Origin of the sequence: Auritidibacter sp. NML120636, assembly GCF_003185945.1 — a bacterium.
GTDB classification, from domain to species: Bacteria; Actinomycetota; Actinomycetes; order Actinomycetales; family Micrococcaceae; genus Auritidibacter; species Auritidibacter ignavus.
This window is the reverse complement of sequence record NZ_QHLO01000002.1, coordinates 1-26735: the sequence shown is the minus strand read 5'-3', so window position 1 is coordinate 26735 and position 26735 is coordinate 1. Positions and strand designations below refer to the sequence as shown.

Here is a 26735-nt window from a genome sequence, read left to right as displayed (position 1 = left end):
TTCGGTGCGCTTCACATCGTTAAGCCTGAGCCGCACAGATGATCACGGCGCCCGCCGACCCGGGGATACCGGCCGACAGGCGCCGTTGGTATGGTTCGTCGGTGATTGGCCGGTGCTGGCCTAGTTCTCCGGGTCGATGACCAGGACCAGATCGCCACCGTCGACCGGGGTGGGCTCGGTGAGAACCACGCGCTTCACGGTGCCTGCCACCTGGGTGGTAATCGCAGCTTCCATCTTCATCGCCTCGATGGTGGCCACAGTGTCACCGGCGTCAACGGTGTCGCCTTCTTCGACCTGGACGGTCACCGCACCGGCGAACGGGGCAGCGATGTGTCCGGGTTGGTCGCGGTCTGCCTTTTCGGCCGATCGGACGGTGGACTCCACGGAATTGTCGCGGACCTCAAGCTGGCGGGCCTGGCCGTTGAGAGTAACCATCACGGTGCGCATACCCTTTTCGTCAGGCTCAGAGATCGACTGCAGGGTGGCCAGCAAACGCACACCGGTGCCCAACGAAATCACGTGTTCCATGCCCTTGGTCATACCGTAGAGGAAGTCGCGGGTATGCAATACAGAGGTGTCACCGTAACGACGAGTATGCTCCTCATACTCGCGGGTGGGCCCGGGAAACAGCAACCGGTTCAGCGTTTCTTGACGTTCCCGACCGGATCGCTTGAGCGCCGCGGAGTCCTCGGCCGAGACCGTCTCATCCTGTTGCGGGGAAGTCTCCCGACCCTGCAGGGCCTTAGCACGGAAGGGCTCAGGCCATCCTCCGGGAGGATCGCCCAACTGACCGGAGAGGAAGTCGATAACCGAGGAAGGAATGTCGTAGTTCTGCGGGTTTTCTTCGAAATCGGCCGGGTCGGCCTGTGCCGAAACCAGAGCCAGGGCCAGGTCGCCAACGACCTTCGAGGACGGGGTGACCTTCACTAAGTTGCCCAGGATCTTATTGGCGGCACCATACATATCCTCGATCTGTTCGAAACGATCGGCTAGACCTAGCGAAATGGCCTGCTGACGCAGGTTGGACAGTTGTCCGCCGGGGATCTCATGCTGGTACACACGACCGGTCGATGCCGGGATGCCGGATTCGAACGGCGCGTAGATACTACGCACGGTCTCCCAGTAGGGTTCCAGACTGGCAACGTCGTCCAAACCCAGACCGGTCTCGCGGTCGGTGAAATTGGTGGCGGCCACCAATGCCGACATCGACACCTGCGACGTGGTACCCGACATGGACGCGACCGCCACATCCACGGCATCCACTCCAGCTTCGGAGGCAGCCAACAGGGTAGCCAGCTGACCACCGGCAGTGTCGTGGGTGTGCAGGTGTACCGGTACATCGAACCGGCTACGTAGCTCGGTGACCAACCGGCGGGCGGCCTCCGGACGCAACAATCCGGCCATGTCTTTAATACCGAGCACGTGTGCACCGGCGTCCACCATGCGTTCGGCCAGATTGAGGTAGTAGTCCAGCGTGTACAGCTTCTCATCTGGGTCCAGCAGGTTACCCGTATAGCACAGGGCCGCTTCTGCGACCGCACTGGTGCGCTCCCGGACCGCGGTGATGGCGGGGATGATCTGTTCGACGTCATTCAGCGCATCGAAGATCCGAAAAATATCGATCCCGGTTTCAGCAGCCTCAGCCACGAAGGCTTCGGTCACTTCTTGCGGGTACGGCGTGTACCCTACGGTATTGCGTCCACGCAACAGCATCTGTAGCGGGATATTCGGCATGGCTTCACGCAAACGAGCCAATCGGTCCCAGGGGTCCTCAGCCAAGAAGCGCAGCGCCACGTCGTAGGTGGCCCCGCCCCAGATTTCAGCCGAGAACAGTTGCGACAGACGGTGCGAGACCGCAGGGGCTGCGGCCAGCAGGTCGCGAGTACGGATACGGGTGGCCAAAAGCGACTGATGGGCATCACGGAACGTGGTGTCGGTCACGGCTAGCCCCTGGTGCTCACGCAGGGCTGTGGCAAAACCTTCGGGGCCCTTGTGTAGCAAGACCTTCCGCCAGCCAGCAGGTGGTTCGACCTTATGGGAGACACCGTCAAAGGGAGAACGCTCCGGCTCCTCACGCTTATCCCCGGGGAAGCTGGGCAACTTATCGCGAGGGTCAATGCCTTCGACACGAGGGCCATGTGGCTGATTGACGGTAACATCGGCCAAATACTGTAAGGCCCGGGAACCACGGTTCTTGGAACGATTAATCTGGGTCAGCTCGGGGTGCTGGTCAATGAAGTCCGTGGCAACATCACCGGCGATGAACTGAGGGTCATCCAGCACGTTAAGCAAGAACGGGATATTGGTGGCCACCCCACGAATTCGGAATTCAGCCAAGGCCCGGCGTACACGGCGACGGGCGGCGGCGAAATCGCGACCGCGACCGGTGAGCTTGACCAGCATGGAGTCAAAGTGCGGGGAAATCTCGGCACCGGTGTAGATGGTGCCACCGTCGAGGCGAATACCTGAACCCCCCGCAGAACGGTAAGCCGACACGGTTCCCGTGTCCGGGCGAAAGTCATTGGCCGGGTCTTCGGTGGTGATACGGCATTGGATGGCCGCACCGCGCAAACGCAGGTTCTCCTGGGTGATGCCGAGATCCTCCAGGGACTCACCGGTGGCGATGCGTAACTGCGAGGACACCAGATCGATATCGGTGACCTCTTCGGTCACGGTGTGCTCGACTTGAATGCGGGGGTTCATCTCAATGAAGAAGTGCTCGCCGGCACGCTCACCGGCGGTATCAACCAGGAATTCCACGGTACCGGCGTTGACGTAGTTCATGGACTTTGCGAATTTCACCGCGTCCCGGTAGAGCGCCTGCCGGATGGAGTCATCCAGGTTCGGGGCCGGCGCCATCTCCACTACTTTCTGGTGGCGACGTTGCATGGAGCAGTCACGTTCAAAAATATGGACCACATTGCCCTGGGAATCGGCCAGCACCTGGACCTCGATGTGACGAGGACGCACCACGGCCTGCTCAAGGAACACGGTGGGATCTCCGAAAGCAGTGTCGGCCTCCCGCATCGCCGCCGACAGCGCATCAGGAAGATCTTTGGCATGCTCGACACGGCGCATCCCCCGACCGCCACCGCCAGCAACTGCCTTGACGAACAGCGGGTAGCCAATGTCGTCAGCCTGAGCAATCAAGGCCTCGGCGTCATCGGTCGGATCAGTCGACTGCAACGTCGGGATACCAGCCTGACGGGCAGCCCGGAGTGAGGCCACCTTATTACCGGTGACTTCCAGAACACCGGCCGGCGGACCCACAAAGGTCAAACCAGCTTCGGCAGTCTTGCGTGCCAGTTCCGGGTTCTCGGAGAGGAAACCATATCCGGGATAGATCGCTTCGGCGTCAGCTTGCTGGGCCACGCGAATGATCTCGTCCACATCCAGATAGGCGCGAACCGGGTGTCCCTCTTCACCAATGAGGTAGGCTTCATCGGCTTTCTGCCGGTGAATGGAGTTGCGGTCTTCATACGGGAAAACCCCGACCGTCTTTGCCCCCAGCTCATAGCAGGCACGAAAGGCACGCACCGCGATTTCTCCGCGGTTAGCCACCAGTACTTTCGAAAAACCGGTCGGCTGATCGGACTGTGCCGGTCGGTTCGGCTGGACTGAGTCTTTACTCGCCACGAGACCTCCAAGGTTGCGCCGTTTCCACGCCCGGGTCGCACCACGGCTCACCCAAGCTAGCGTGGTTGATTCGTCACCGGCTCAAACCCGGCAGGGCACGAGACGGTGGGTTCTCCCATAGTTTAGCGACTCGCCTGATCAATCTCTCGTATGAGGCGTTCATGACCAGCGATAACAGCTGGTGGCGTATCTTTTTGTCCATGGCCCGCTGTGAAAACTGTTCATCATCATGGTGGTAAGCACGCTAGACTATGGTGTTGTTTCGTAACGTCTACGTGAGGATCCCTAACGGTGCAGGTCATTTCCATCTCGAGCCTCAAGGGTGGAGTCGGTAAAACCTCGGTCACCCTCGGGCTGGCGTCAGCAGCTCGAACCGCCGGCATGTCGACGCTGGTGATCGACCTCGACCCACACGCCGATGCCACCACCGGGTTGGGAATGAAGCAGGGCTTGAACACCCAGGATATCGGGACGTTATTGCGTAAGCCGAAGAAAGCCGATCTGAACACCAATGCCGAACCGGCCGGTTGGACTGAGTCTGAGGCCGAACCTTCCTCGCCCATCAACGGTAGCCGGTTGGATGTGGTCCGTGGGTCGTCCACGACCTCCATATTCGAGCGTATCTCGACTCGTTCTCGCGATGTGAACCGTCTGGCTGTGGCCCTCGATCGGGTGCGCGGTTATGATCTAGTGCTGATCGACTGCCCGCCGGCATTGAACGGAGTGACCAGGATTGCCTGGGCTGCTTCCACCGATGTGGTCCTGGTCGCTGAACCGTCGCTGTTTTCCGTAGCGGGTACTGAACGTACCTTGCGAGCTTTGGATCAGTTCCGCCGCGAGTTTGCCCCCTCTATTAAGAGTATTCGTGTGCTGGCAAATCGTGTGCGCACTGCCTCAACCGAGCACAAGTACCGGCTTACCGAAATGGAGCGGATGTACGGTGACCGCTTATTGCCACTGAGCATTCCCGAAATCTCCAACTGGCAACAGATCCAGGGCGCAGCATGGCCGATTCATCTCTGGCCGGGTGAGACCGCAGCGAGAACGGCCCGACAGTTCGACCAGCTCCTGCAGGAAATAACCCAGCAACAGGAGTCCTCCCGTCGCTCTCGACGAGCCCAGTAATCCGCGGTGTCGAGAGTGCTGACAACCTCGCCCGTCGTCATTTCCTGCGGGTAGCGCCCGGACCGCGGAAACAACAGTCCACCTAAATCAAGCGGGCTGTTTGCATATCGTGTGTGTCTTTCGGCTTCTCAGCACCCCGGGCTGGAAAGCCACGCAACGAGTGGCTTTAAGAGGCCGACTGACGGCGGGCTTCCCGGCGTGCCGACAGCTCGTCGCCAGGGAACGACTGCACGCCACGAGGATGCTGGGCGTCTTCGACCAAATATTCTGCTGGCAACTCGGCCAACGTGCCTTCGACCTCGCGCCATACCCGTCCGACAGCAATACCATAGACACCCTGTCCGCCCTGCACCAGGTCGATCACTTCATCTGCGGAGGTGCACTCGTACACCGAGGCACCATCAGACATCAGGGTAATTTGAGCGAGGTCTTCGACACCGCGCTCACGCAGGTGCTCAACAGCGCTACGAATCTGTTGCAGAGAAACGCCGGTATCCAACAGACGCTTAACCACCTTGAGGACCAAGATGTCACGGAAAGAATAGAGGCGCTGTGACCCTGAGCCCTTAGCACCGCGCAGGCTCGGCACGACCAACCCGGTGCGAGCCCAATAGTCCAGCTGGCGATAGGTGATGCCCGCAGCGTTAGAGGCAGTGGGGCCCCGATAACCGATCTCTTCAGCAAGCCAGGGCGCGTCATCACTGAAAAGTACGCCTTGAGCCTGGCGCTCGGCGTCTGTCTGTCCCGCGTCATGGATACCTGACACGATTCCTCCTGTTTCCGCGCTCCATTGTGGGGAAGTTTCTGAGTCGCGTAGACGGGCTGAAACTACCCTTGAGACTATGGTAGCCCTCGACCCGACAGAACTCATGAGGTGAGTGATCTGGAACGTCTAAGATAACGCTATGCGGTGAGCTGTCCCGGGTCAAAGACCCTGCCCATTTTTCTCCAGCGTGTCGCTCGAGTTTACATTTGTCACAACAGTATCAGTAGCGCGGGAGACTCGCAGTCGGCACTTCCCTGGGACCAGTGGTGGCATTATTCGTCAGTGGCCTCGGCGATTTCTGCACCGATCACCGCCGCATGTAGTTCAAGACAGGCCTGAGAGATATCGCGGGCAATTTCTTCACGCTGCGATGCCGCCGTAGTCTGGGCGGAGTTTTTCAGCCCGGCGGTGGCTTGTTCGATGAGCCCCAATTCTCGATCAGCCATCATCCGGAACGGGCGGAGGTGGCGGGCCTCAAACCCATGAGTGGACAAAACCATAGCCGCCCGCACTACTTTCAGAGCGTGCTCCGTGTAGCGACCGGAGTCAGTGGGCCAGATCAGTTTATTGGCTTCAAGTCCGGCGATCAGTTGTTCATCGGCACCAGTGGTTCCGATAAGCTCCGAACGGGTTAGGGGGCGGGCATGACCGGCAATTTCTTGGGCGAGCTGTTCGGAGACGCTACGAGGTTCAAACCGTAGCCCCCCGGGCAAAGATTCAGGGTGTTGTCCAGCATCCACAGCGTCCAGATAATCTTTGATCACCCGCAGGGGAAGGTACTGGTCACGTTGGACCGAGAGAATGAACCGCAACCGCTCGATATCGGTATGGGAGTATTTGCGATATCCTGCCGGTGTCCGTCGTGGGGTGATGAGTCCCTTTTCTTCCAAGAACCGAATTTTTGAGGCCCGCACCTCGGGGAACTCATCATTGATTTCAGCCAGAACCTCGCCGATGGTCAGCAGTCCTGCCACTCCACGCGAGGAACCGGAGGGATAGGAATTCAGAGCAGAAACGGGATTCACAACACGACCTTCAGAACGTCAGTCACGGGTACAACAGATCACCACTCGGTTCCCGCACAGCGAGCCGATCGCTCTAGCACATCACGGGAGTCACCCTCGAGCTACGCTAGCCGAGGTGGCGCTACTGAACCGGTTGAATACCTTCGTAGTAGGTCAACCGGAATTTGCCGATTTGAACTTCCATACCGGACCGAAGCTTGACTGAATCAACGCGGTCTTGGTTGACATAGGTGCCGTTAAGCGATCCGGTGTCGTAAAGGACGAAACCGTCTTCGACGCGCTGGAACTTCGCGTGCTGGCGGGAGACAGTGACGTCATCGAGGAAGATGTCAGCCTTGGGGTGCCGTCCGGCGACGACTTCATCACGGTCGAGCAGGAATCTGGACCCTTGGTGTGGACCTTCGTGGGCGACCAAAAGAGCCGAGCCGACGGGCAGAGCATTAATTGCTGCCCGATCTTCTGCGTTCAGAGAGCGTTCACTGATTGGCTCAAATCGAGGCAAACCGACCGTGGTCGTCTCGATTGATTCGTCCTGGGGCTCTCCTCCAGGGACCGCACCCTCATGTGCCATACCGCTCGCATGTCCTTCCTCAACGTGACGCACACGATGTGATCGCGTGTGACCTCTGAAGTCCCTATTCTATCGGTTTCACAGCCGTGATGCACTGAGAAATTTTGACGATATTTTGTCAACGAGAACCGGTTACACCGCCGGCAACAGCACATCAGAAAAGCCCAGCTCAGACATCGTGCCTGAGCTGGGCTTGTTGCTGATCTATTCGGTCGGGCTGACAGGATTTGAACCTGCGACCCCATCACCCCCAGTGATGTGCGCTACCAAGCTGCGCCACAGCCCGAATCGTGTGGTCTCCGAAGAGCACCTGGAATATACTACACCAGGTTAACCCGGAATGACGAAACGGGAGGTCGACGCGGAGATGACCGGCACGGACGTGGTGCGAACACCGTAGACTGGAGACCATGCAACACTCCCCGGTTTCCACCGCAGAACTTGATCGTGCGCTGTCCTTGATTCGTTCGGTACCGGACTATCCAGAACCGGGGGTGACATTCCGCGATATTACTCCACTCTTGGCCGACCGGCGGGCCTTCACCTCTTGCATGGCAGCCTTGATCGAACCATATGCTGGTGAGTTCGATGTCGTCGCCGGAATCGAGGCTCGGGGGTTTATCTTGGCTGGTGCCTTAGCGGTCGAGGCCAACCGTGGCTTCATCCCGTTGCGCAAAAAGGGCAAGCTCCCCCAGCCGGTTGCCTCAGTGAACTACAACTTGGAATACGGCACGGAAACCATGGAGGTTTCGGCCGACCTGGCCCCGGGGATGAAGGTGTTGCTCGTTGACGATATTTTAGCTACCGGCGGGTCGTTGCGGGCCGGAATGGATCTGATCCAGGCCCGCGGTGCCGAACTGGTCGGTATCACGGTGTTGCTAGAACTGGCAGGTCTCGGCGGTCGCGAGATTATCCCCGATGCCAAGGCCCTGTTTAGGCTCTAATCCTGGCCACTGTGTGGCGTGTGTGTTAACGCTTGCGCTTTTCGCGGATCCGCATGGTGATCTCAATCGGCGTCCCGGTAAAGTCAAACGTCTCCCGAAGCCGACGCTGAATGAACCGACGGTACCCGGGGTCCAAGAACCCGGTGGTGAACAACACAAATTTTGGAGGCCGGGCTGAGGCCTGGGTGGCAAACAGGATGCGAGGCTGTTTGCCCCCACGCACCGGGTGCGGATGGGCCGCGACCAGTTCCCCAATAAAGGAGTTGAGCTGACCGGTGGGGATGCGCTGATCCCAGGACGTCAGCGCAGTATCAAGGGCCGGCACCAGCCGGTTGTTGTGCCAGCCGGTTTTGGCGGAAATATTGATGCGTGGCGCCCAGGACACGTGGCTGAGGTCCAGATCGATTTCGCGTTCCAGATCATCCCGGCGCTCCTCATCCATCAGGTCCCATTTATTGAAGGCCAACACCATGGCTCGCCCGGACTCCAACACCATCTGGATAATCCGCACGTCTTGTTCGGAGACCACTTCGGGGGCTTCCATCAGCACCACGGCTACCTCAGCGCGGTCCAGGGCAGATTTGGTGCGCAGTGAGGCGTAGTAGTCGGACCCAGAAGCCATGTGTTGCCGTCGCCGGATGCCGGCGGTGTCAACGAATTTCCAGGTGCGACCATCCAGGGTGATCAGCTCATCGACCGGGTCGCGGGTTGTTCCCGCGGTATTGTCGACGACCACACGTTCAGCATTGGCCAGCGTGTTCAGCAACGAGGATTTACCCACGTTGGGTCGCCCCACCAGCGCCACTCGGCGCGGCCCGGTGAGATCTGGAGCCTGACCGTAGGCGGATTCTTCCGGCAGGGTGGCCACCACCGCATCGAGCAGGTCACCGGTGCCTCGACCATGGATGCCCGAGACCGGGAACGGGTAGCCGAAGCCCAGGCCCCACAGCATCGCCGCGTCAGCTTCCTGGTTCATCCCATCGACCTTATTGGCCGCCAGGATCACCGGCTTGCCGGATTTACGCAACATGGTGACCACTGCTTCGTCGGTGGCGGTGATCCCCACGGTGGCATCGACGACGAACATCACCGCATCGGCGCGTTCCACCGCGCGTTCGGCTTGTTCAGCAACGCGAGCGGCCATACCTTTGACCCCGTACTCCCAGCCACCAGTGTCAACCAGGGTAAAGTCCACGCCGTTCCATTCGGCCTGATACTGCACCCGGTCGCGGGTGACACCGGGAACATCTTCCACGACGGCTTCCCGACGGCCGATGATGCGGTTGACCAGGGTGGATTTACCCACGTTGGGGCGACCGACCACGGCCAACACGGGAGGAACATGGTTCGGTTGGAATCGGAGCGGATCCTCATCCTCGCCAGCTGCTAACAGGGCGGTGTCCTCGTCATCGAGGTCATACTGTTCCAGTCCAGCCCGATACGCAGCTTCACGGTTGCGGTAGTCCTCATCGGTCAGCGCCGCAAAGGACTCGTCGACGGTGTCGGGACCCGAGGGGGTGAACTCAGTGTCGTCGTGGTCGTCACGCTCGGTCATGATCGGTATGTCCTCTCCGCCAATTGAGTCTGCACTGCCTGCAGTGCACTGGCAATCGTCTCGTCCAGATCCAGCTCGGTGGAATCCACCAGGGCCACCCCGTCGGCCGGTGTCATGAAATCCACCACCGAGAGGTCTCGTTGGTCCCGCTCGGTAATTTCGGCGCTTAATGCTTGGGTTGATTCTTGCTGTTGTTGCAGTCCCCGTCGGGCCATCCGAGAGGTCTCGGAGGCGGTCAACAACAGTCGCGCATCAGCCTGCGGGGCGACCACGGTGGTGATATCTCGACCTTCAGCCACAATGCGCGGGCTACCAGCGATGAGCTGACGTTGCCGGGCAATCAGAATCTCGCGTACCTGGGGAATGGTGGACACCGCCGAGACCATCGACGAGACGTTTGGGTCCCGGATGGCCTCGGTGACATCGGAGCCATCCAGCAGGATGAGTTGGGCATCAGGGTCGAGGTCCTGGTGCACCGGGATGGTTTGGACCAGCTCGATGATTCGTTCGGTCCGCTCCGGGCTGGGCGCAGTAGCCAGGTCCACTCCCTGGTGGTGGCACCACAGCGCGGCGGTGCGATACATCGCCCCGGTGTCCAGGTAGCGAGCCTGGAAATGTCGTGCGAGAGCTTTCGCCACGGTGGATTTGCCCGACCCTGACGGCCCGTCGATGGCAATAACCAACGGCGCCTGAGCGGTGTGGTCAGCACGGGGTGAAGTCATCAGCTAGAGCACCTTCCATCCTCGAGAGGTCAACTCCTGCACCAGGAGATCCTTTTGGCCCGGCAACACCGAAATCTCTAACATTCCGACCTGGTACCCAGCGGAGTGGTCCATGCGCAAATCCTCGACGTTGGTACCGACCTCGGCGACATCCTGCAAGGCCGCGAGGATCTGGCCGGGCGAGTCGTCCACCAGCACGGTGATAACCGCAAAGGATTGCGCAGGGTTGCCGTGTTTACCCGGAATTCTGGCCTGTCCACGGTTGCCTTCATCGATCAGCTGGGCCACGTCCAGGCGCGCCCCGAGAGCGGTGGGGTCCTCCAGGGTGGAAATCAGGCGGTCGAGATCAGCTTTCATCCCGTAGAGGTGTGGCAGGATTTCGGTGGAGTTAGCTGCCAGAATCTGGACCCACAGCCTGGGGTCACTCCCAGCAATTCTGACCGTATCGCGCAACCCGTTGCCAGCCAGTTCCAGCGCCTGAGACGGAATATTCTGCAACCGGCTGGCCAGCAGACTCGCGGTGATCTGGGGCATGTGTGAGACCAGGGCCACCGCACGGTCGTGATCAACCGGGTCGAGGCGGTAGACGGTCGCACCTAGCACCCGAGCGAGATCTTCGGCAACGGCCAGGGCGGTAGCAGCGGTGTCTGGCCGGGCGCATACCACCCAGGGGGCAGCAGTGAATAGTTGGCCACGGGCAGCGACCGGACCAGATTTTTCGCGTCCGGCCATCGGGTGGGTACCAATATACCGGGTGGCGTCCTGACCCGCGATCACACCGGTCTGGACTGCTTGATGCACCTGATCGGCGATGGCGACTTTCACCGAGGCGATGTCAAGGACCACCGCATGCGGGTAGTGCTGGAGTGAGTCAACCACTGTCTGGCCGGTGACGTCCGGGGGTGCTGCGATCACCACGGTACCCGGCTGAGCTTGCGCGGGGTCACAGACCGCTCCCGCGCCAATATCGGCGGCCACTGCCAGGGCGGAGGGCGATGGGTCGGACAAGAGCACCTCGACTCCGGCGGCGCGCAGGCCCAGACCGATGCTGGTCCCGAGCAGTCCGGTGCCACGAATCAACACGGGTTCGGCAATGGCATGCCGCTGGGAGACTTCTTCGGTTGCCTCGGCCAGCGCTTGGGTATCGACCCGCTGAGTGCGGGAAAAACGTGGCTGGCTCACAGTCCCACCTCGGCCATCAGGTGCCCGATTTCTTGCTGGTTAAGCACCCGGAGGGTGCCTTGACGCTGGTCACCAAGCACAATGGGGCCGTGCGCGACCCGGACCAAGCGTTCCACGGGATAGCCGACGGCTTTCATCATCCGGCGCACAATTCGGTTTTGTCCCGAGTGCAAGGTGATTTCACACAGCACATGTCCGGGAGTCGAATCCACCACCCGGAAGGAGTCCACCGAGACTATGCCGTCCTCTTCGACCTCAACGCCGGCGCGCAGTTGGGCGCCCACCCCTTTAGCCAACGGCCCGCGAACCTGTACCAGGTAGGTTTTGGCAATCTCGTAGGAGGGATGCGACATCCGGTTGGCCAGTTCTCCATCGTTGGTCAGTAGCAACAGGCCTTCGGTCTCATTATCTAGCCGGCCAATGTGGAACAGGCGCTGATCGGTGGTTTCGACGTAGTCAGCCACACAGCGTCGACCCTCGGGATCGTGCATGGTAGAAATCACGCCACGGGGTTTATTGAACGCATAATAGACGGTTTCGGGGTTGGTGTGGACGCGGATTCCGTCGACGACGATCTCGGCGGTTGTCGGATCCACGCGGGTGCCCAGCTCGGTGACGAGCACGCCGTTGACTTCCACCCGGCCTTCGGTGATCAGGTCCTCACAGACGCGGCGGGAGGCTACACCGGCCGCGGCCATGACTTTCTGCAGGCGTTGTCCATCCGGGGTGTGCTGAGCGCGCGCTGAACCGCGTCGGGCGGAAGCCGACGCGGAGCGCTGGGACTTTTGGACGGATTTCACCGGGCCAAGGGTGCGGTCGTAGTCTGCTCCGGAGAAGGGCCCGCCTTTCTGCCCTGCTTTCGGGGTACGACGGGACGAGGAATGTCCGGAGCCTCGCGGCTTGCGGGTTGCCATACAGAGTTATCCTTCGGTGTCGTTGGGAATGTCCAGATCGGTAAGATCAGCCAACCCAGGAAGTAAGGGAGAAAGTTTCGGCAGGTCTGCGACAGAATCGAGACCTAGTAATTCTAAGAAATATCCGGTGGTTGTGTACAACACAGCCTGGGTGAGCGGGTCTTGACCCGAATCTTGGATCAAGCCTCGGGTTTGCAGGCTCCGAATCACCGAGTCGGAGTTCACGCCCCGAATTTGGGCAACTCGTGAACGCGTAGTCGGTTGCAAATAGGCTATCACTGCCAGGGCCTCGGAGGCAGCAGGTGACAGTTTAGCGGTGGCACCTCTGACCATGAATCGTTCCACAGTCTGCTCATACTCACCACGAGAGTAGATCCGCCAGCCTCCAGCGACATCGCGCAGTTCGAACCCCCGCCGGGGTCCGGTAGCTTCACCGTCGTAGTCGGCGCGTAACCGTTCGAGGGCCTGGAGTACCTCCGTTGGGGTGGCTTCGGTGGCTTGGACCAGCTGATCGATAGTCACCGGCTCTTCGATGACCATCAGCACCGCTTCGAGGCTGGCCCGTAGCTCGGCCAGAGACTCAGTCATGCTCCCCCTCCGTGACAGACGGCTCGGGGCGGAGCCGGGCATCACGTTCGGGGTGCCATTGCACCTGGATGTCATCTAGCGGATGGTCTTGTTCCAAGAAGATCAGCCGGTCCCGGTAGAGCTCCAAGAGACCCAGGAACCGTGCCACCACGGTCATGGTGTTGTCGGCATCGGCGACCAGCTCGGTAAAACTCATCCGTCCAGCCTGGGCTAACCGGGAGGAGAGGATACTGACTTGTTCCCAGACGGAGACCACCGGTGAGTGCAAGTGATCGGTACCGACCTGGTCAGGGCCATCCTCGACGGGAGTTCGGGAAAAGACTTGCTGCGCCAGTTGCGCGAATTCTTCGACGGTGGTGTTGAGCACCAGTGGTGGGAGAAAGTGGCTGTGGGCCGGTTCAGGACCGGGCCGTCGTGGCACCGCGCTGGCATTTTCGGCCATGCGCTGGGTCATCAGCGCAGCAGCCTGTTTGAAGGCTTTGTACTGCAACAGACGGGCAAACAACAGATCTCGTTCTTCCAGTAGCGCCAGTTCTTCGTCTGGATCCGAGATCCCAGCCGGCAATAGCCGGGCGGTTTTGAGATCTAACAGGGTCGCTGCCACCACCATGAACGAGCTGGTTTCATCCAGTGCATCAACCGTGGACTCAATGGTGCGCACATAGGCCAGGAACTCGTCGGTGACCTCCGCCAGGGCGACTTCGGTCACCTCCAGGCGTTTGCGGGCGATCAGTGACAACAACAGATCAAAGGGTCCCTCAAAATTTTTCAGGCGAAGCTGAAAACCGCCATGGTCGGTCTCCTCGAAGTCTTCGGGGTGCGCTGTAGTGGTGAGGGCATCGCCGGAGAGTTCGGCGAGGCTCACGGTGCACCACCACGACAGATCAGCTCCCGGGCCAGTTGCCGATAGGCCTGAGCACCCGGGTGGTTGTGGGCGAAAGTGGTGATCGGTTCTGCTGCCACCGTGGCGTCGGCAAATTTAATCGTCCGGGAGATGACGGTTTCGAAAACCTTATCGTCAAAGGCTTCAACGAGTCGACCGACTACTTCTTTGGAGTGCAGAGTACGCGCATCGAACATGGTGGCCAACACACCGTCGATTTCGAGGTCGGGGTTGATGCGGTCTTGAACCTTCTCAATCGTTTCTACCAGCAGAGCCACCGCGCGCAGTGCGAAGAATTCTGCGGTCAACGGGATGATGACACCGTGGGAGGCGGCCAGCGCGTTGACGGTCAGCAATCCGAGCGAGGGCTGACAGTCAATGATGATCACATCGTAGTCATCGCGTACCTGGCGCAGTGCCCGTTCGAGCACTTGTTCACGAGCCACCTCGTTGACCAGTTGCACTTCAGCAGCCGACAAGTCAATATTGGCCGGCAAGAGGTCAATATTCTCGTGTCGGGTGGGGATGATGGCATCGCGAGCAGTGATGTCTCGCTCCATCATCACGTTGTACACGGTCAGATCCATCTCGTGGGGATTGGTCCCGAAGCCTGCCGAAAGCGCACCTTGCGGGTCAAAGTCGACCATCAGCACCTTTCGCCCGTATTCAGCCAACGCTGCTCCAAGGTTGATCGACGAGGTAGTTTTGCCGACCCCACCTTTTTGGTTGACCATCGCAATGATACGTGCCGGACCGTGGGTTTCGAGTGCCGGGGGGTTGGGGAAGTCGTGTTTAGGGCGGCCGGTGGGCCCCATCACCGGTTCTCCGGTGACCATCATGACGGGTAACGGTTGCTGTTGGTCGTTCACGGTCTAGACAGCTCCTGCAAAACTTCTGGTGTATGATCTCCCCGGGGTTAGTGACCCTCGAAAATTCTTCTAACACTACCCTAATGGGAAAGTCGCAGTTTAGCCGTTGTTCACTCTCTTTCTCGGCGAGCCTTGAGGTTAAAGTGCAACCTGAAGGTATACACTTTAGGACCTCATCGCCCGCGGGTGCGCGGTCGCATATACCTCGCGCAAACTCTCAGCGGTGACCAACGTATATACCTGTGTGGTGGTCACGGAAGCGTGTCCCAACAGTTCCTGGACCACCCGCACATCAGCTCCCCCAGATAATAAGTGGGTCGCAAACGAGTGTCGCAACGTGTGTGGCGACACCTCGTCGGTGAGCTGGACCCGTTGGGCGGCTTTTTTCAAAATGGTCCACCCAGATTGGCGAGAGAGCCGGGAACCGCGCAGATTGACAAACAGTGCCGCTGTGCCCCTCCCCCGGGAGACGATGCCCGGGCGTCCCCGACGCAACCAAGCGTCTAATGCCCGGTAGGCGTAGGATCCCAGCGGCACGATGCGTTCTTTGGATCCTTTGCCGAACAGTCGCACCACCGGTTGGGAGGTGCCATCCAGAGCCTGGACAATATCGTCAACATCCAGGGCCACCGCTTCAGAAATCCGGGCTCCGGTCGCGTAGAGAAATTCCAGCAGCGCCCGGTCCCGTAGCCCAGCCGGGGTATCCGGTGAGGGTGCTTCCAACAGACGGGCAACCTCGTCGATGCTCAGAGCTTTCGGCAGGCTCTGTTCCAGGCTGGGTGGCGAAACCTCCCGAGCCGGATCGTGGTCCACCAACCCTTCGACCGCCCAGAATTCGTGTGCCCCGCGCACGGCGGCGAGCATCCGCGCTGCCGAACGGGCCACCACTGCGGTCTCGCCATCGGCCCCGGTGCGGATGGTTTGTAAGAACCCGGTGACGTGATGGGTGGTGACCTGGCTGATGTCGTTCAGCCCCTGGGAGACCAGATAGTTCACGTAGCGAGTCAAGTCATGTTCGTATGCTTTCAGAGTGTTCTCCGATAGGCCCCGTTCAATACTCACCGCATCGAGGTACCGCTGGGCTGGGGTGCTTAAACCTGCCGGGTACTCGCGCGGATCAAGCACCGCTACGACCCAACCACTTATCATCCAGCTCGCGCACCGGCCAGGATGGCTGGGTTGAACCCACGGTGTAACTCATCACCGCCATGATGGTGTTGGCATTGTGAATCTCGCCGGCCAGTACTGCCTGAATGACCCGGTCACGGTCCACCCAGTGCAGTTGCATCCCCACCTCTTCGGCGTGTAGCTCCGCCCGGTTCTCTTCGGGAATCTGGGCCACTTCGCGCGCCAGAAAGATTCGGGTCCCTTCGGTCGAGGCCCCGGAGGTGGAGAAATGATCCACCAGAATCTGCCAGTCTTTGGCTTCCAGGCCAGCCTCTTCGGCCAGTTCCCGTTGGGCTGCGGCTACCAGCGATTCGCCGCAGACGTCCAAGAGCCCGGCCGGGATTTCCCAGCAGAACGTGGACACCGGGTGACGGTATTGGCGCACCATCGCCACCTGATCCCGGTCGTTGAGCGCCAGGACCGCCACTGCCCCGGGATGGGCCATATATTCTCGGGTCAGTTCCTGGCGTTTGCCGCCGGCGTCCAGCTCGAAAGTATCGCGTCGGATATCCCAGACCACCCCGTGGAAAGCAGTTTCCCGGTGCCTCACCGGCGCCCGGTAGCTCTGATCCACACAGTCCTGGGTCTGGTTGGCGCGCTGATCTTCGTCACGGTTCTTCACGATTTCTCGAATCCTCTCTAGCACCGGGGCCTGACGGAGCGCCCGGGGTTCACTGAGTGAGTTAGTCGCAAAGTTGCGACTGGTCTAGTAGCTCGCGGGCGTGTTCCTGCGCCGAGGAGGAGTCAGCATGCCCGGCAAGCATGCGGGCCAGTTCTTCAACTCGTTCCCGACGGGTCAGTTCCTGTACATCCGAGGTCGTCACCCCGGCCGCGGTATCGGGATTCTTCGTGACTTTCAGGTGGTGATCTGCCCAAGCTGCCACCTGTGGCAGGTGAGTCACCACAATGACTTGAACCCGACGAGCCAGGGCGGCCAGACGTTGTCCAATCTGTACGGCGGCCTCTCCCCCGACCCCGGCATCAATCTCGTCAAAAACGAAGGTCGGGACCGGGTCGGTATCGGCCAGTACCAGCTCGAGTGCCAGCATGACGCGGGAGAGCTCGCCTCCGGAAGCACCTTTGCCCAGTGGCACCGGGTCGGAGCCGGGGTGGGGCCGTAGCAGAATGGCTACATCATCTGCTCCAGAGGGCCCGAAGGTCTCTAACGGGCTGACCCGGACCGTCAGTTCGGCGGTGGGCATCAACAACCCGTGCAGTTCGTCCGTAACTTTCTCCGATAGCATCTCACCGGCACCCAGGCGCAGGGAGCGGAGCTGTTCTGCTCCCTGCGTGACGGCCTGGTGGAGCTGTTGTTCTTCGGTCTCAAGCTCTTCAATGCGACCGGTATCGCCCTGTAGCTCATCGAGTCGGGACCGGTGGTCCTGGGCCCAGGCCAGCACGTCTGTCAACTCGGGACCGTAGAGACGTTTCAGCCGATCCAGTTCAGCTCGACGCTCTTGGGCCTGGTCCAACGCGTGCGGGCCTTCATCATCGAGCCCGGCCAGATAGCTGGCCAATTCGGTAGAAATATCGGCAAGCTGGATCCCCACTTCGCTCAGCCGTTGTGCGAGTTGCTGAAGCACCGGATCATCTCCCGGTGAACTCGCCAAGGACTGTCGAGCAGCCTCCACTAACACTTCTGCGCTGGGCGCATTCAGATCGGTGTCGTCTTCACCGGCCAGCCCGCCACGGGCGGTAGTTGCTGCGGACCTGAGGTCTTCAATATTTTCCAGTCGCGCAATGGTGGAAGCCAACTCTTGGTCTTCTGCCTCGGTGATCTCGGCCTCGTCGATCTCCTCCAGCGAGCGTTGCAGGTTCTCGGCCTCTAGTGCCCTGTCTTGGGCTTGGGCGCGTAGCGCCTGGAGTTCTTCTCGAACTGCGTTCCAGCGAGAGAAATTCTTCCGATAAGTCTCCAGCGTGTCTTTCAGCTCGGCTCCAGCAAAGGAATCCAGAGCTTGGCGTTGAGCGGTCGCAGAACGCAAGCGCAATTGTTCGGACTGCCCATGAATGGCGATGCAGTGTTCGCCCACGGCTACCAACAAGCTCACCGGCACACTCCGGCCACCGGCGGTGGCCCGGGAGCGAGTGGATCCGGAGGATTCGGTCACTGTCCGGGAGACCAGCACCTGGACGTTGTCCTCCAACGGGTCTACAGAGCCACCAGCTTCTTCAACCAGCCCGGCCACGGGGTGATTCTCGGGCAGAATGAATTCAGCTTCCACCGCGGCCTTGCGGTCTCCGCGACGAATCAGCGACGCATCAGCCCGGCCTCCGAGCAACAGGTTCAACGCGGTGACAATCATCGTTTTCCCGGCCCCGGTTTCACCGGTCAGGGCAGTGAAACCCGGCCCGAGGTCGAGACCCCCGGATTCGATCACGCCCAGCGACGAAATGCCTAGGTGCTCTATCACGGTACTGGCCTCCCCTTTAGTCCTCGGACCGGTTTGACGTCCGGTCTGCTCGTAATTGCGCCCTGGTCACCAGCGGATTCTTCTCATCAGCTTTCGTCACCACCGGCAACTCGGTGGTGCGCGGCTCGGTGACTTCGACTTTGGGTGCCAAGTGGTGTGGCTCCACGACTTCAACCCCGGATGAGCCGGTGGAGGCTGCGGACTGACGACGCGCCAGGGATCGGGCGGCTATTTCTGCCCGATCGGCTTCTGAGATCGACCCACGCCATCCCTTGGTGGGAAGCTTGAACTTGCGGACCAGTCGTTCGGAGAAGGGCGTGTGCGACAGCCGTGCCAGGCGCACTGGCTGATCCGAGCGGGTGACTTCCACCCGAGCTGCCTGGGGTAGATCCACGGTTCGACGGCCATCGCACCACAGCACCCCGGCCTCATTGGTGCGTTGCAACACGTCCACGGACATGACCGAGCGCGGCGAAACGACCAGGGGCCGGGCAAAGAGCGCGTGGGCAGACAGTGGCACCATCAGCATCGTTTCGACTTCGGGCCAGACGACCGGTCCTCCGGCTGAGAAAGCATAGGCAGTCGAACCGGTCGGGGTAGCCATCACGACCCCGTCACATCCGAAGGTGGAGATCGGGCGATCATCGACCCCGATGACGACCTCGAGAGTGCGTTCGCGGTTGGATTTTTCGACCGAGGCTTCATTCAATGCCCACGTTCGGGCCACCAGCTGATCGTCAACTAAAACTCTGACATCGATGGTCATGCGCTCTTCAACGTCGTAAGCCTCTTCAGCCACCGCAGCCACGGTGGAGGGAATATCGGTGCGTTCAGATTCGGCCAAGAAGCCGATGTGGCCGAGGTTGACCGCCAGCAACGGCAGTTCGGTACCGCGCACCAGCTCAGCAGCCCGCAACACCGAACCGTCTCCGCCCAGCACCACGCACAGATCAATATCACCAAGCTGACCGGCATCTTCGAGAACGTCGGCCACCATGGTGCGACGGGGCACGGCCCCGGTGATAATGGCCTGATTGATCGCTTCGGCATCATCACGCATCATGACCGGTTGTAGCCCGTACGTTAACAGTTCGTCAGCAACATCGAGTCCGGATTGAATGGCATCTTCACGACCGGTGTGGGTCAGGATCAGAATCCTGCGTGGCGCCATTCCAATACCTCCAAGCTCGCGCGTCTCGCTTCAGATCACTGTACCGTCTCACGGGATCAGCGTGTACTTTTCGGCCAGCACTCTGTGGAGAAAACATCGGCACTGACCCGGTCAGTCAACCGTTACTCTCCCCAGTCTACGTTTTGGCGTCGTACCCAGTCGGCAAGCGCGTCGGCCGAGACGGCGGAGGGCCTTTTCACGGCGTGACAGAAGAATTCCCGGTTGCCATCCTGTCCTGGCAAAGTGGATGCGCTGAGCCCGACCGGGTCGAGCCCATGCCGGGCAGCAGTATGCACCACGCGAGTCACCGCTTGCAATCGGGCCTGGGGGTCGGTCACCACTCCGGATTTGGGGAGTGCTTTCTTGCCGACCTCAAATTGTGGTTTGACCATCAGCATCACATCGGCGCCGTCGGCACACACTCCACCCAGCGGTTCCAGCACCAAGGTCAGTGAGATGAATGATAGGTCGGAAACCACCACCTCCACGGGCTCCCCGAGCGTTTCGAGGCTCAGCGCGCGAATGTTCAGGCCTTCATACACGCTCACCCGGGGGTCAACTCGCAGCCGTGGCACCAGCTGGTCATGGCCCACGTCCACCGCGTGCACGTGTCCAGCTCCATGGTGCAATAACACGTCGGTAAATCCTCCCGTGGAAGCTCCGGCATCCAGGCAGGTAGCGCCCTTGACGTCTATTCCGCGGAAAATGTCCAAAGCACCGGCCAGTTTATGCCCGGCCCGAGATGCCCACTGCTGCTGGTCGGCCTGGGATTCCACCGTATCGTCGGAGGCAACTTTTTTCCCGGGTTTATGTACCACCTGGCCGTTGACGGTGATCACCCCCTGCTGAATCAAGCCTGCCGCCTGGCTTCGGGTGGGTGCCAGCCCGGCACTAACCAAATAGTGGTCCAACCGTTGCCCAGGTGTCGAGGTCACAGCGTGGGCCCTGCCGCATTCGGGTCGTTGAGATGATCCTGGAGCTGATTCAGCACCTGCTCGTATCGCTGACGCTCGGTGGCGATGTCTTGGTCCTGGATCCCGTCGAGAGTTTGGAGAATCTCGAGTAACCTGGCATCCGTGAGTTCAACGTCGTCATTCATGGGCGCCCTCGACCAATTGTCCCAAATGATCAATGATCACGTCAGGTTGTTCTGTTCTGTCACGACCGGCTACGTCGGCTGGCTGGTGGATTCCGGTGGTTACCAGGGCCGCAGTAAATCCCGCCGCATGTGCACCTTTAATATCGGTATCGAGCCGGTCACCGACCATCAGCGGGCGGTTCATTCCCTGAGCTTGGGCGGCCAGCTGGAATAATTGCGGTTCCGGCTTGCCAGCCACCACATCGGGGCCTCTGCCCACGGCCTGGGTGACCGCTCCAATCAGCGATCCGTTGCCGGGAGCGATGCCTTGTTCTTGAGGGATCGTCAGGTCCAAATTGGTAGCCACCCAGAAGGCGCCCCGGTGGATTGCGAAGCTCGCTTCGGCGAGATTCTTCCACCCGATTCCGGGGTCGAAACCTTGAATGACCGCCTCAGGCTGCTGGCTCGCGTGGTCCACCATCTGAAATCCGGCCTGTTCTACCGCTTGTCGCAGACTGTCCGAACCGACGACGAGGACCGTTGCTCCGGGCTGTTGTTCAGCGCGCAGTATTTCAACACCGGCTTGAGCTGAGGAGTACACGTGAGCTGGCGCGGCGTGGACGCCGAGCTTCTGGAGTTTCGCTGCCACGGCCTCGGTAGATTTCGAGGCGTTATTGGTTACGAAGCCCACGGCCACACCGTGATCGATGAGGTCATTGAGGATCTCGGCTCCGGAAATCAACTGGTCCCCGGCATAGACCACCCCGTCGAGATCACAGAGGAGCCCATCGTGTCCGTCACGAAGTTTCATCGGCGTAGGTTTCCTTGTCCCGAGTGTTTTTTCTGGGTGCGGGGACTTTTATCTGGCGCTGGCTCAAAATCTTCACCGAGGTCGATGATCGCTGGATCATCATCAGTCACCGAGAACCCGAGTGCTGATTCCGCTCGAGCGGTGCGTTGGCGCCACAGACGCGCTTCGCGCTCTTGTCCTGCGTTCTCTAATGCGTCCGCGTAAGCCGTAAATAGTCGCGGACTATAGCTAAAGGCCTTGTGCCGATCTAGTTCCGGAATCTGGAGCGCTGCAACGGCTTCCTGAGCGCGACCGAGGTCCTGCAAGATCCCGGAGACCACGATAGCAAGTTCGACCCGGACACGTTTGGTTAGTTTTTCTCGGTTGACTTCCGCGGCGGTTTGGAGTGCTTTTTCGCCACGCCCCAGGGCACGCTCACAGTCCACGATCTCCGGAATATGGGTATCGTCTCCCGAAATACGTCGATACGTCCGGAACTCGCGTAGCGCATCCTGATATTTCTCTGCTTCGTAGGCGGTGATCCCGACCGCTTCCCTGACCACCCCGATGCGACCGCCACGGCTGGAGGCGGCGCGTGCGTGGTCAAAGGCGAGCTCGGGGTCTGCTTCTAAGTACCGGGCGGCCATCACCAAGTGCTTGGCGACCTTGACGCGGTTGTGCTCTTCTAAAGCCGCTAGTTCGCGGGTGACAGCCACGTCCAGTTCCCGTCCGGTGACATCTCCGTCAATCTGTGGCTCCCGTGGGCGGTCCTTGCGCGGGCCCCGAACAGATCGCTGCCCGTGATGCCCACGCCCACGGTTTGGGTGTGACCGACCACCGTGGTTGTTGTGACGGTGCGGGCGCTGGCCTCCGTGGTCACGTCGTGGGGAGGACTGCTGTTCTGAATGTTCTGTCACTAACGAGCCGTTCTAACGATCGAAAATACCTTGCTACACGTCGGAGTTAGTCTACTAGAAAGCCACCGGTGTTGTTCGGTCAGACGAGGCCGGCTGAGCCACTGATCGGTTGAGAAACATCCTCAGGAACTGAAATCACTGTGCTCGCCACTCGCGCTTCTTCAACAGCGTGCACAGCAGACGTTAAAGCACACATTTCACGGTCGCTGTCGCCGTACCGAAGGACCAACGACCGTGAAATGTCAGCGTGGAGACTCGCTACAGTAGCTTGTTCGGTTGCCCCAGAAGGTCAACCACCTCGGCAAGGAACAACGCCGCAGGATACCCATCGTTCAACCGGTGATCCACCGTCAAACTCAAGGGCAACTCGTGGCGCCACACGAAGCCTGACCCAAACCGTGTCGGCACTTCACGAACCCGACCAATTCCCAAAATCGCTGACTGTGGCGGGTTAATGATGGGGGTGAAGAAATCAATTCCTTGCCCACCAAGTGCAGTGATGGAAAAAGTTCCTCCATCAAAGTCATCAGCGCCCAGGTCCTGGTCACGCGCACGTGTGGCCAGTTCCCGCGTGGTCTCTGCCATCTCGGCCAGCCCGAGGCGTTCGGCGTTGTGGATCACCGGAACAACGAGCCCGTCCTCGAGTGCCACCGCAAAACCTAGGTTGATCACGCCCGGATCGACGATGGAGTCGTCTTCCAGTCGGGAATTCAACAACGGATGGTGTCCGAGAGCGGCCGCTACCGCCCGCAGAACGGCGTCCATGTAGGACGGTTTCTTCACTCCGCCACCGACATCACCCCGGAAGGTTTCAAAGTCCGTGATATCCGCTGTGGTCGTCAGCGTATATTGTGCGGTGTCGGACAGGCTGGCGTGCATCCGATCGGCAATGACTTTACGTAGCCGTGGGATTTTCTCCCGCGTTTCGCCTTCTGCTGAGACGCCACCGGCTTCGGCCGTACTTGGTTGCTCCTGGGCTTGGTCATCGGCAGGTGCAGCGTCGCGACCTTCGATAACGTCTCGGACGTCTTGGGCCACAATCCGGCCTGAGGTTCCGCTGCCGTCGATCTGAGCAAGGTCGATGTCGTGTTCTTTGGCCAGTTTGCGAGCCAAAGGAACCACCCCGGTGATGCGACCGGATTTCATGCGAGCTTCTTCAATCCCTCGCGGTGCACCCGCATCATGCGAGGTGTTCTCGCTGGTGCGCCGCTCAGATTCGGTCGGTGATGTCGAAGTGGTCTCAGACGGTGACTCATCCCCGTCCTGAGGCGCTGCCTGTTGCTGCATCGCACCATCACCCACGACGCACAGCACAGTGTTAACCTCAACGGTGTCGTCTACGTCAACCAAAATTTCCTGAACGGTTCCCGCTGTTGGAGAGCTGACATCGTCGGTGACTTTGGCAGCTTCTATTTCAACGAGAGGTTGGCCAGCTTCTACTTCGTCGCCAACACTGACATACCACTGCGTGACGGTACCTTCACCCATTGACATGCCCCACTGTGGGAGCTTGATTTCAGTCGTCACAACGGCCCCTCTCATTCCATGGTTTGGTGTACGGCCGCAACGATGCGGTCGGCGTTCGGATATAGCGGTTTTTCCATCGACTGCACGTATGGAATGTGAGTGTGCGGAGTGGTCACTCGCTGGATCGGTGCTTCCAGGTCCCAGAAACCTTCTTGGACAACTTCGGCCGAGATCTGTGAAGCAATCGAGGAAAAGTCATGACATGGGTCGGCCACAACAAGCTTTCCTGTCTTGGCGACAGAGGTCAGAATCGCTTCCAGGTCCAGAGGCAAAATCGATCGCGGGTCCAAGATCTCGGCGTCAATTCCTTCGTCGGCTAGTTGATTTGCTGCAGCCTCGGCAGCACCCAGTGCCCCGGCAACCGTCACGATGGTGACGTCTGAGCCTTCCCGTTTGATATCGGCCCGGCCCAAGGGAATCGTGAATTCCTCGTCGGCATCCGGAACTTCGCCACGTACACCGGTACGGGTGAAATCTTCCAGGACCACCACCGGATCGTCGGTTTGGATTGCTTGACGCAACAGCCCGTACATGTCTCTGGGCGTGGACGGCGCAATAATCTTCAGCCCGGGAATGGTTGCAAGGGTAGAAATCGGACGATCCGAGTGCTGGGCTGCGTTGCCCACGTTATAAATCATGGGCATCCGGATTGTTATGGGTAGCGATGCTTGACCACCGTAGATATATGTGGATTTCGAAATAATGGACACCAGTTGGTCCATGGCAACGTAGATGAACGGTGCAATTTCAATTTCGACGATGGGTCGCATCCCAACCATCGCAGCGCCCGCTCCAGTGCCAACGTAGCCATTCTCTGAAATGGGAGCGTCCCGAACACGTTCTAACCCGAACTGCTCTGAGAGTTTGCCATTCTTGTTCCCCGTTGTTCCGGTAATGTTCCAAGACACGTCCAAGCCCATGAGGAACACGTTCTCATCACGGGCCATCTCGTCACGTTGTGCTTCGACGATAGCGTCGAGATATGTCAAAGTACGCATTGCCTGTATCCTCTTCTCACACAGCTAGTGTCGAATCTCGACGGGTTCGGTGAATAGGTGGGTGAACGCCTCATCCGCCGATGGCTCCGGCGAGGCTTTGGCAAATTCAACCGCTTCATTGACTTCATCGATAATCGCTTCATCAATGCTGTCTAAATCAGCAATATTCAGACCGAATTCCTCAGCCTTATCACGGAACAGGACCAGGGGATCACGGTTCTCTCGCCACTCGTCGATCTCTTCGTCGTCCCGATATTCCTCAACGGGCAACCCAATCGCATGGTTCTCGAAACGGTAGGTGCGAGTCTCCACCAGCGAGGGTCCTTCACCGGACCGTGCCCGATCAACCGCTGTCTTGACCGCCTCATACACAGCCATGAACTCTTGTCCGTCAACAACAACGCCCGGCATATCGTAAGCCACGGAGCGGGCAGCGATTGATTCCGATGCCACTACCTTTCCCCAGGAGGTAAACTCACCATAACCGTTATTCTCACAGACGTACACGACGGGCAGATCCCAGATCGAGGCGATGTTGAGAGCCTCATGAAATGCACCTTCATTGGAAGCACCATCACCAAAGAAACATAAGGTGACCTGGTCTTTCCCCTGCAATTTCGTGCCCAACCCGGCGCCGGTAGCGACAGGCAGTCCGGACCCAACGATCGAGGTCTCCCCGAGCGACCCAACGGAGAAATCAGACAGGTGCATCGACCCGCCCTTACCTTCGTTAACACCGTCCACGCGGCCGAATAATTCAGCCATCAGCCCCTTGATATCGGCGCCTTTGCCGATAGGGTGCCCGTGTGACCGGTGTGTACCAACCATATAATCGGTCTCTTCAAGAGCTAAACACGACCCGACAATAGAGGCCTCTTGCCCCGCCGAAGTGTGAAACGCTCCATAAAGCTGACCATCAAGTAATAAATCTTTTGTTACTTCTTCAAACTGCCGAATTCGACTCATCCGCCGATAGGCTTCGATGAGCCGGTCCTCCTCGAGTTTCATGTTCCCGCCCCTCAACGTTTCCGCCTGAGGAAAGTCACCACGGAAACGTTCCGATGTGCAACTTGGACATTCAACTTTATCAGTAAATCGTTATCTAAACGCTCTACCGATATATTTAATATTACCAGGGCCACGCCCTCTGGGCCGACAGTTGAGGTGCTGATGCCCACAGCAACAACACGTCAAGAGCACTCAGGGAACGCGTTGCATTACCAAGAAACGCGCGGAAGTGATCGCCGTAGCATGAAGTCGGATAGAAACGACTGGACACTAGCTCATTGCGCCCGGGTAGCGGTCAGTGACAAACAATGATTGGAAGAGACTACAACAGATACACATAAAATAGCACAGTCCGAAGCACTGGCACTTTTTTAGCGCTGAATACGTACCTGCGTACCTGAACACCTCGATCAGGTGTTTGGTGGGTTAAATGGTGGTCGGGGACGAACAGAGCCTGGGGGGTGGTGGCGTCGTTGTCACCAGGGTGGTCTGTTCGTCCCCGACCGTGTAATGATTGTCCGGCGGTGTCCTACTCTCCCACACACTCCCGTGTGCAGTACCATCGGCGCTGTAGGTCTTAGCTTCCGGGTTCGGAATGGGACCGGGCGTTTCCCCTACGCTATAACCACCGTAACTCTTCTCACCAACCCCCAGGGGGTGGGGGTGGGAAACCTTGTCTTCGATTGTGTGGGCCTGTGTGTTTCACACACGGCGGTGTTAGTTGGGGTAATCCCATAGTGGACGTTGGCATGGTTGTGCTGGGCTAGAACACGATGGGTGTCGTGTTTTTTGTGTGTGCCGTGAGTGTTTGCTCGTGATCACCCTGACAGGCCACCCCCGGTTGGGGTGGTGTTGTGTCAGGGTGTGGTGTTGTCTCTGGCTTACCAT

Annotated in this window: 24 protein-coding genes, 1 tRNA gene and 1 rRNA gene; 2 read left to right on the top strand and 24 right to left on the bottom strand. The window is 59.5% G+C overall.

Annotated elements, in window-relative coordinates:
- Positions 1 to 120: 120 nt before the first annotated feature.
- Positions 121 to 3636, bottom strand: a complete 3516-nt coding sequence (locus DCC25_RS01980) for a pyruvate carboxylase (RefSeq protein ID WP_110100434.1) — start codon at positions 3634 to 3636, stop codon at positions 121 to 123.
- Between the two features lie 291 nt (positions 3637 to 3927).
- Between DCC25_RS01980 and DCC25_RS01975 the strand changes: the two genes are divergently transcribed.
- Entirely contained in the window at positions 3928 to 4761 is an 834-nt protein-coding gene (locus DCC25_RS01975) for a ParA family protein (RefSeq protein ID WP_110100433.1), read from the top strand.
- Positions 4762 to 4927: 166 nt separating this feature from the next.
- Here the strand turns inward: DCC25_RS01975 and DCC25_RS01970 are convergent, their stop codons facing one another.
- From DCC25_RS01970 to DCC25_RS01955, 4 genes are all read right to left on the bottom strand, one after another.
- Positions 4928 to 5527, bottom strand: a complete 600-nt coding sequence (locus tag DCC25_RS01970; protein ID WP_233242807.1) for a MerR family transcriptional regulator — start codon at positions 5525 to 5527, stop codon at positions 4928 to 4930.
- A gap of 272 nt (positions 5528 to 5799) precedes the next feature.
- A complete protein-coding gene (locus DCC25_RS01965) occupies positions 5800 to 6552 on the bottom strand; it encodes a MerR family transcriptional regulator (protein WP_233487848.1) in 753 nt (250 codons plus the stop codon).
- Positions 6553 to 6673: 121 nt separating this feature from the next.
- On the bottom strand, positions 6674 to 7123 hold the full coding sequence (locus tag DCC25_RS01960; protein WP_110100432.1) for an FHA domain-containing protein: 450 nt from the start codon (positions 7121 to 7123) through the stop codon (positions 6674 to 6676).
- Positions 7124 to 7335: 212 nt separating this feature from the next.
- Positions 7336 to 7409: transfer RNA gene (locus DCC25_RS01955), tRNA-Pro, on the bottom strand.
- Between the two features lie 124 nt (positions 7410 to 7533).
- Here DCC25_RS01955 and DCC25_RS01950 point away from each other — a divergent pair.
- Complete coding sequence (locus DCC25_RS01950; RefSeq protein WP_110100431.1) at positions 7534 to 8067, top strand: adenine phosphoribosyltransferase; 534 nt, start codon at positions 7534 to 7536, stop codon at positions 8065 to 8067.
- A gap of 25 nt (positions 8068 to 8092) precedes the next feature.
- Here DCC25_RS01950 and der read toward each other — a convergent pair whose 3' ends face one another.
- The 19 genes from der to rrf form a co-directional block, all read right to left on the bottom strand.
- Entirely contained in the window at positions 8093 to 9622 is a 1530-nt protein-coding gene (gene der / locus DCC25_RS01945; RefSeq protein WP_110099304.1) for a ribosome biogenesis GTPase Der, read from the bottom strand.
- Positions 9619 to 10344 (bottom strand): (d)CMP kinase, encoded by a 726-nt coding sequence (gene cmk, locus DCC25_RS01940; protein WP_110099303.1) that lies wholly within the window; start codon positions 10342 to 10344, stop codon positions 9619 to 9621. The genes der and cmk overlap by 4 nt, the downstream gene beginning before the upstream one ends.
- Before the next feature lie 3 nt (positions 10345 to 10347).
- Positions 10348 to 11478, bottom strand: coding sequence for a prephenate dehydrogenase (locus DCC25_RS01935; RefSeq protein ID WP_110100588.1), 1131 nt, complete (start codon positions 11476 to 11478; stop codon positions 10348 to 10350).
- Between the two features lie 44 nt (positions 11479 to 11522).
- Positions 11523 to 12440, bottom strand: a complete 918-nt coding sequence (locus DCC25_RS01930; RefSeq protein WP_110099302.1) for a pseudouridine synthase — start codon at positions 12438 to 12440, stop codon at positions 11523 to 11525.
- 6 nt (positions 12441 to 12446) lie between these two features.
- Entirely contained in the window at positions 12447 to 13028 is a 582-nt protein-coding gene (scpB, locus tag DCC25_RS01925; RefSeq protein ID WP_233487846.1) for an SMC-Scp complex subunit ScpB, read from the bottom strand.
- Complete coding sequence (locus tag DCC25_RS01920) at positions 13021 to 13893, bottom strand: ScpA family protein (protein WP_158524701.1); 873 nt, start codon at positions 13891 to 13893, stop codon at positions 13021 to 13023. Before DCC25_RS01920 ends, scpB begins: the two co-directional genes overlap by 8 nt.
- On the bottom strand, positions 13890 to 14750 hold the full coding sequence (locus DCC25_RS01915; RefSeq protein ID WP_110099358.1) for a ParA family protein: 861 nt from the start codon (positions 14748 to 14750) through the stop codon (positions 13890 to 13892). The genes DCC25_RS01920 and DCC25_RS01915 overlap by 4 nt, the downstream gene beginning before the upstream one ends.
- A gap of 195 nt (positions 14751 to 14945) precedes the next feature.
- Positions 14946 to 15929: a site-specific tyrosine recombinase XerD gene (gene xerD, locus DCC25_RS01910; RefSeq protein WP_110100429.1), complete on the bottom strand. Its 984-nt coding sequence runs from the start codon at positions 15927 to 15929 to the stop codon at positions 14946 to 14948.
- Positions 15898 to 16569, bottom strand: a complete 672-nt coding sequence (locus DCC25_RS01905) for an NUDIX hydrolase (RefSeq protein ID WP_110100428.1) — start codon at positions 16567 to 16569, stop codon at positions 15898 to 15900. The genes xerD and DCC25_RS01905 overlap by 32 nt, the downstream gene beginning before the upstream one ends.
- Before the next feature lie 61 nt (positions 16570 to 16630).
- Positions 16631 to 18358, bottom strand: a complete 1728-nt coding sequence (recN, locus tag DCC25_RS01900) for a DNA repair protein RecN (RefSeq protein WP_110100427.1) — start codon at positions 18356 to 18358, stop codon at positions 16631 to 16633.
- A 16-nt stretch (positions 18359 to 18374) separates the two neighbouring features.
- Positions 18375 to 19529 (bottom strand): NAD kinase, encoded by a 1155-nt coding sequence (locus DCC25_RS01895; protein ID WP_110099297.1) that lies wholly within the window; start codon positions 19527 to 19529, stop codon positions 18375 to 18377.
- A 122-nt stretch (positions 19530 to 19651) separates the two neighbouring features.
- Positions 19652 to 20464 (bottom strand): TlyA family RNA methyltransferase, encoded by an 813-nt coding sequence (locus DCC25_RS01890; RefSeq protein WP_110100426.1) that lies wholly within the window; start codon positions 20462 to 20464, stop codon positions 19652 to 19654.
- The gene (locus tag DCC25_RS11265) at positions 20461 to 20628 is read right to left on the bottom strand and encodes a hypothetical protein (protein WP_158524631.1); all 168 of its coding nucleotides are present in this window, start codon (positions 20626 to 20628) and stop codon (positions 20461 to 20463) included. Before DCC25_RS11265 ends, DCC25_RS01890 begins: the two co-directional genes overlap by 4 nt.
- Complete coding sequence (locus DCC25_RS01885) at positions 20621 to 21418, bottom strand: HAD-IIA family hydrolase (protein ID WP_110100425.1); 798 nt, start codon at positions 21416 to 21418, stop codon at positions 20621 to 20623. Before DCC25_RS01885 ends, DCC25_RS11265 begins: the two co-directional genes overlap by 8 nt.
- Entirely contained in the window at positions 21415 to 22314 is a 900-nt protein-coding gene (locus DCC25_RS01880; RefSeq protein WP_110100424.1) for a hypothetical protein, read from the bottom strand. Before DCC25_RS01880 ends, DCC25_RS01885 begins: the two co-directional genes overlap by 4 nt.
- Before the next feature lie 258 nt (positions 22315 to 22572).
- Positions 22573 to 23841, bottom strand: a complete 1269-nt coding sequence (locus DCC25_RS01875) for a dihydrolipoamide acetyltransferase family protein (protein ID WP_158524700.1) — start codon at positions 23839 to 23841, stop codon at positions 22573 to 22575.
- Between the two features lie 11 nt (positions 23842 to 23852).
- Positions 23853 to 24839, bottom strand: a complete 987-nt coding sequence (locus DCC25_RS01870) for an alpha-ketoacid dehydrogenase subunit beta (RefSeq protein WP_110100422.1) — start codon at positions 24837 to 24839, stop codon at positions 23853 to 23855.
- Positions 24840 to 24863: 24 nt separating this feature from the next.
- The gene (locus DCC25_RS01865; RefSeq protein WP_110100421.1) at positions 24864 to 25847 is read right to left on the bottom strand and encodes a thiamine pyrophosphate-dependent dehydrogenase E1 component subunit alpha; all 984 of its coding nucleotides are present in this window, start codon (positions 25845 to 25847) and stop codon (positions 24864 to 24866) included.
- A gap of 516 nt (positions 25848 to 26363) precedes the next feature.
- Positions 26364 to 26480 (bottom strand): 5S ribosomal RNA (rrf, locus tag DCC25_RS01860).
- Positions 26481 to 26735 lie beyond the last annotated feature (255 nt).

What these genes read in the sequence shown, in the direction of transcription:
- DCC25_RS01960 (WP_110100432.1), bottom strand. Translation starts at nt 7,123, where the DNA reads ATGGCACATGAGGGTGCGGTCCCTGGAGGAGAGCCCCAGGACGAATCA.
- DCC25_RS01950 (WP_110100431.1), top strand. Translation starts at nt 7,534, where the DNA reads ATGCAACACTCCCCGGTTTCCACCGCAGAACTTGATCGTGCGCTGTCC.
- der (WP_110099304.1), bottom strand. Translation starts at nt 9,622, where the DNA reads ATGACCGAGCGTGACGACCACGACGACACTGAGTTCACCCCCTCGGGT.
- cmk (WP_110099303.1), bottom strand. Translation starts at nt 10,344, where the DNA reads ATGACTTCACCCCGTGCTGACCACACCGCTCAGGCGCCGTTGGTTATT.
- DCC25_RS01930 (WP_110099302.1), bottom strand. Translation starts at nt 12,440, where the DNA reads ATGGCAACCCGCAAGCCGCGAGGCTCCGGACATTCCTCGTCCCGTCGT.
- scpB (WP_233487846.1), bottom strand. Translation starts at nt 13,028, where the DNA reads ATGACTGAGTCTCTGGCCGAGCTACGGGCCAGCCTCGAAGCGGTGCTG.
- DCC25_RS01915 (WP_110099358.1), bottom strand. Translation starts at nt 14,750, where the DNA reads ATGATGGTCACCGGAGAACCGGTGATGGGGCCCACCGGCCGCCCTAAA.
- xerD (WP_110100429.1), bottom strand. Translation starts at nt 15,929, where the DNA reads ATGATAAGTGGTTGGGTCGTAGCGGTGCTTGATCCGCGCGAGTACCCG.
- DCC25_RS01895 (WP_110099297.1), bottom strand. Translation starts at nt 19,529, where the DNA reads ATGGCGCCACGCAGGATTCTGATCCTGACCCACACCGGTCGTGAAGAT.
- DCC25_RS11265 (WP_158524631.1), bottom strand. Translation starts at nt 20,628, where the DNA reads ATGAATGACGACGTTGAACTCACGGATGCCAGGTTACTCGAGATTCTC.
- DCC25_RS01885 (WP_110100425.1), bottom strand. Translation starts at nt 21,418, where the DNA reads ATGAAACTTCGTGACGGACACGATGGGCTCCTCTGTGATCTCGACGGG.
- DCC25_RS01870 (WP_110100422.1), bottom strand. Translation starts at nt 24,839, where the DNA reads ATGCGTACTTTGACATATCTCGACGCTATCGTCGAAGCACAACGTGAC.
- DCC25_RS01865 (WP_110100421.1), bottom strand. Translation starts at nt 25,847, where the DNA reads ATGAAACTCGAGGAGGACCGGCTCATCGAAGCCTATCGGCGGATGAGT.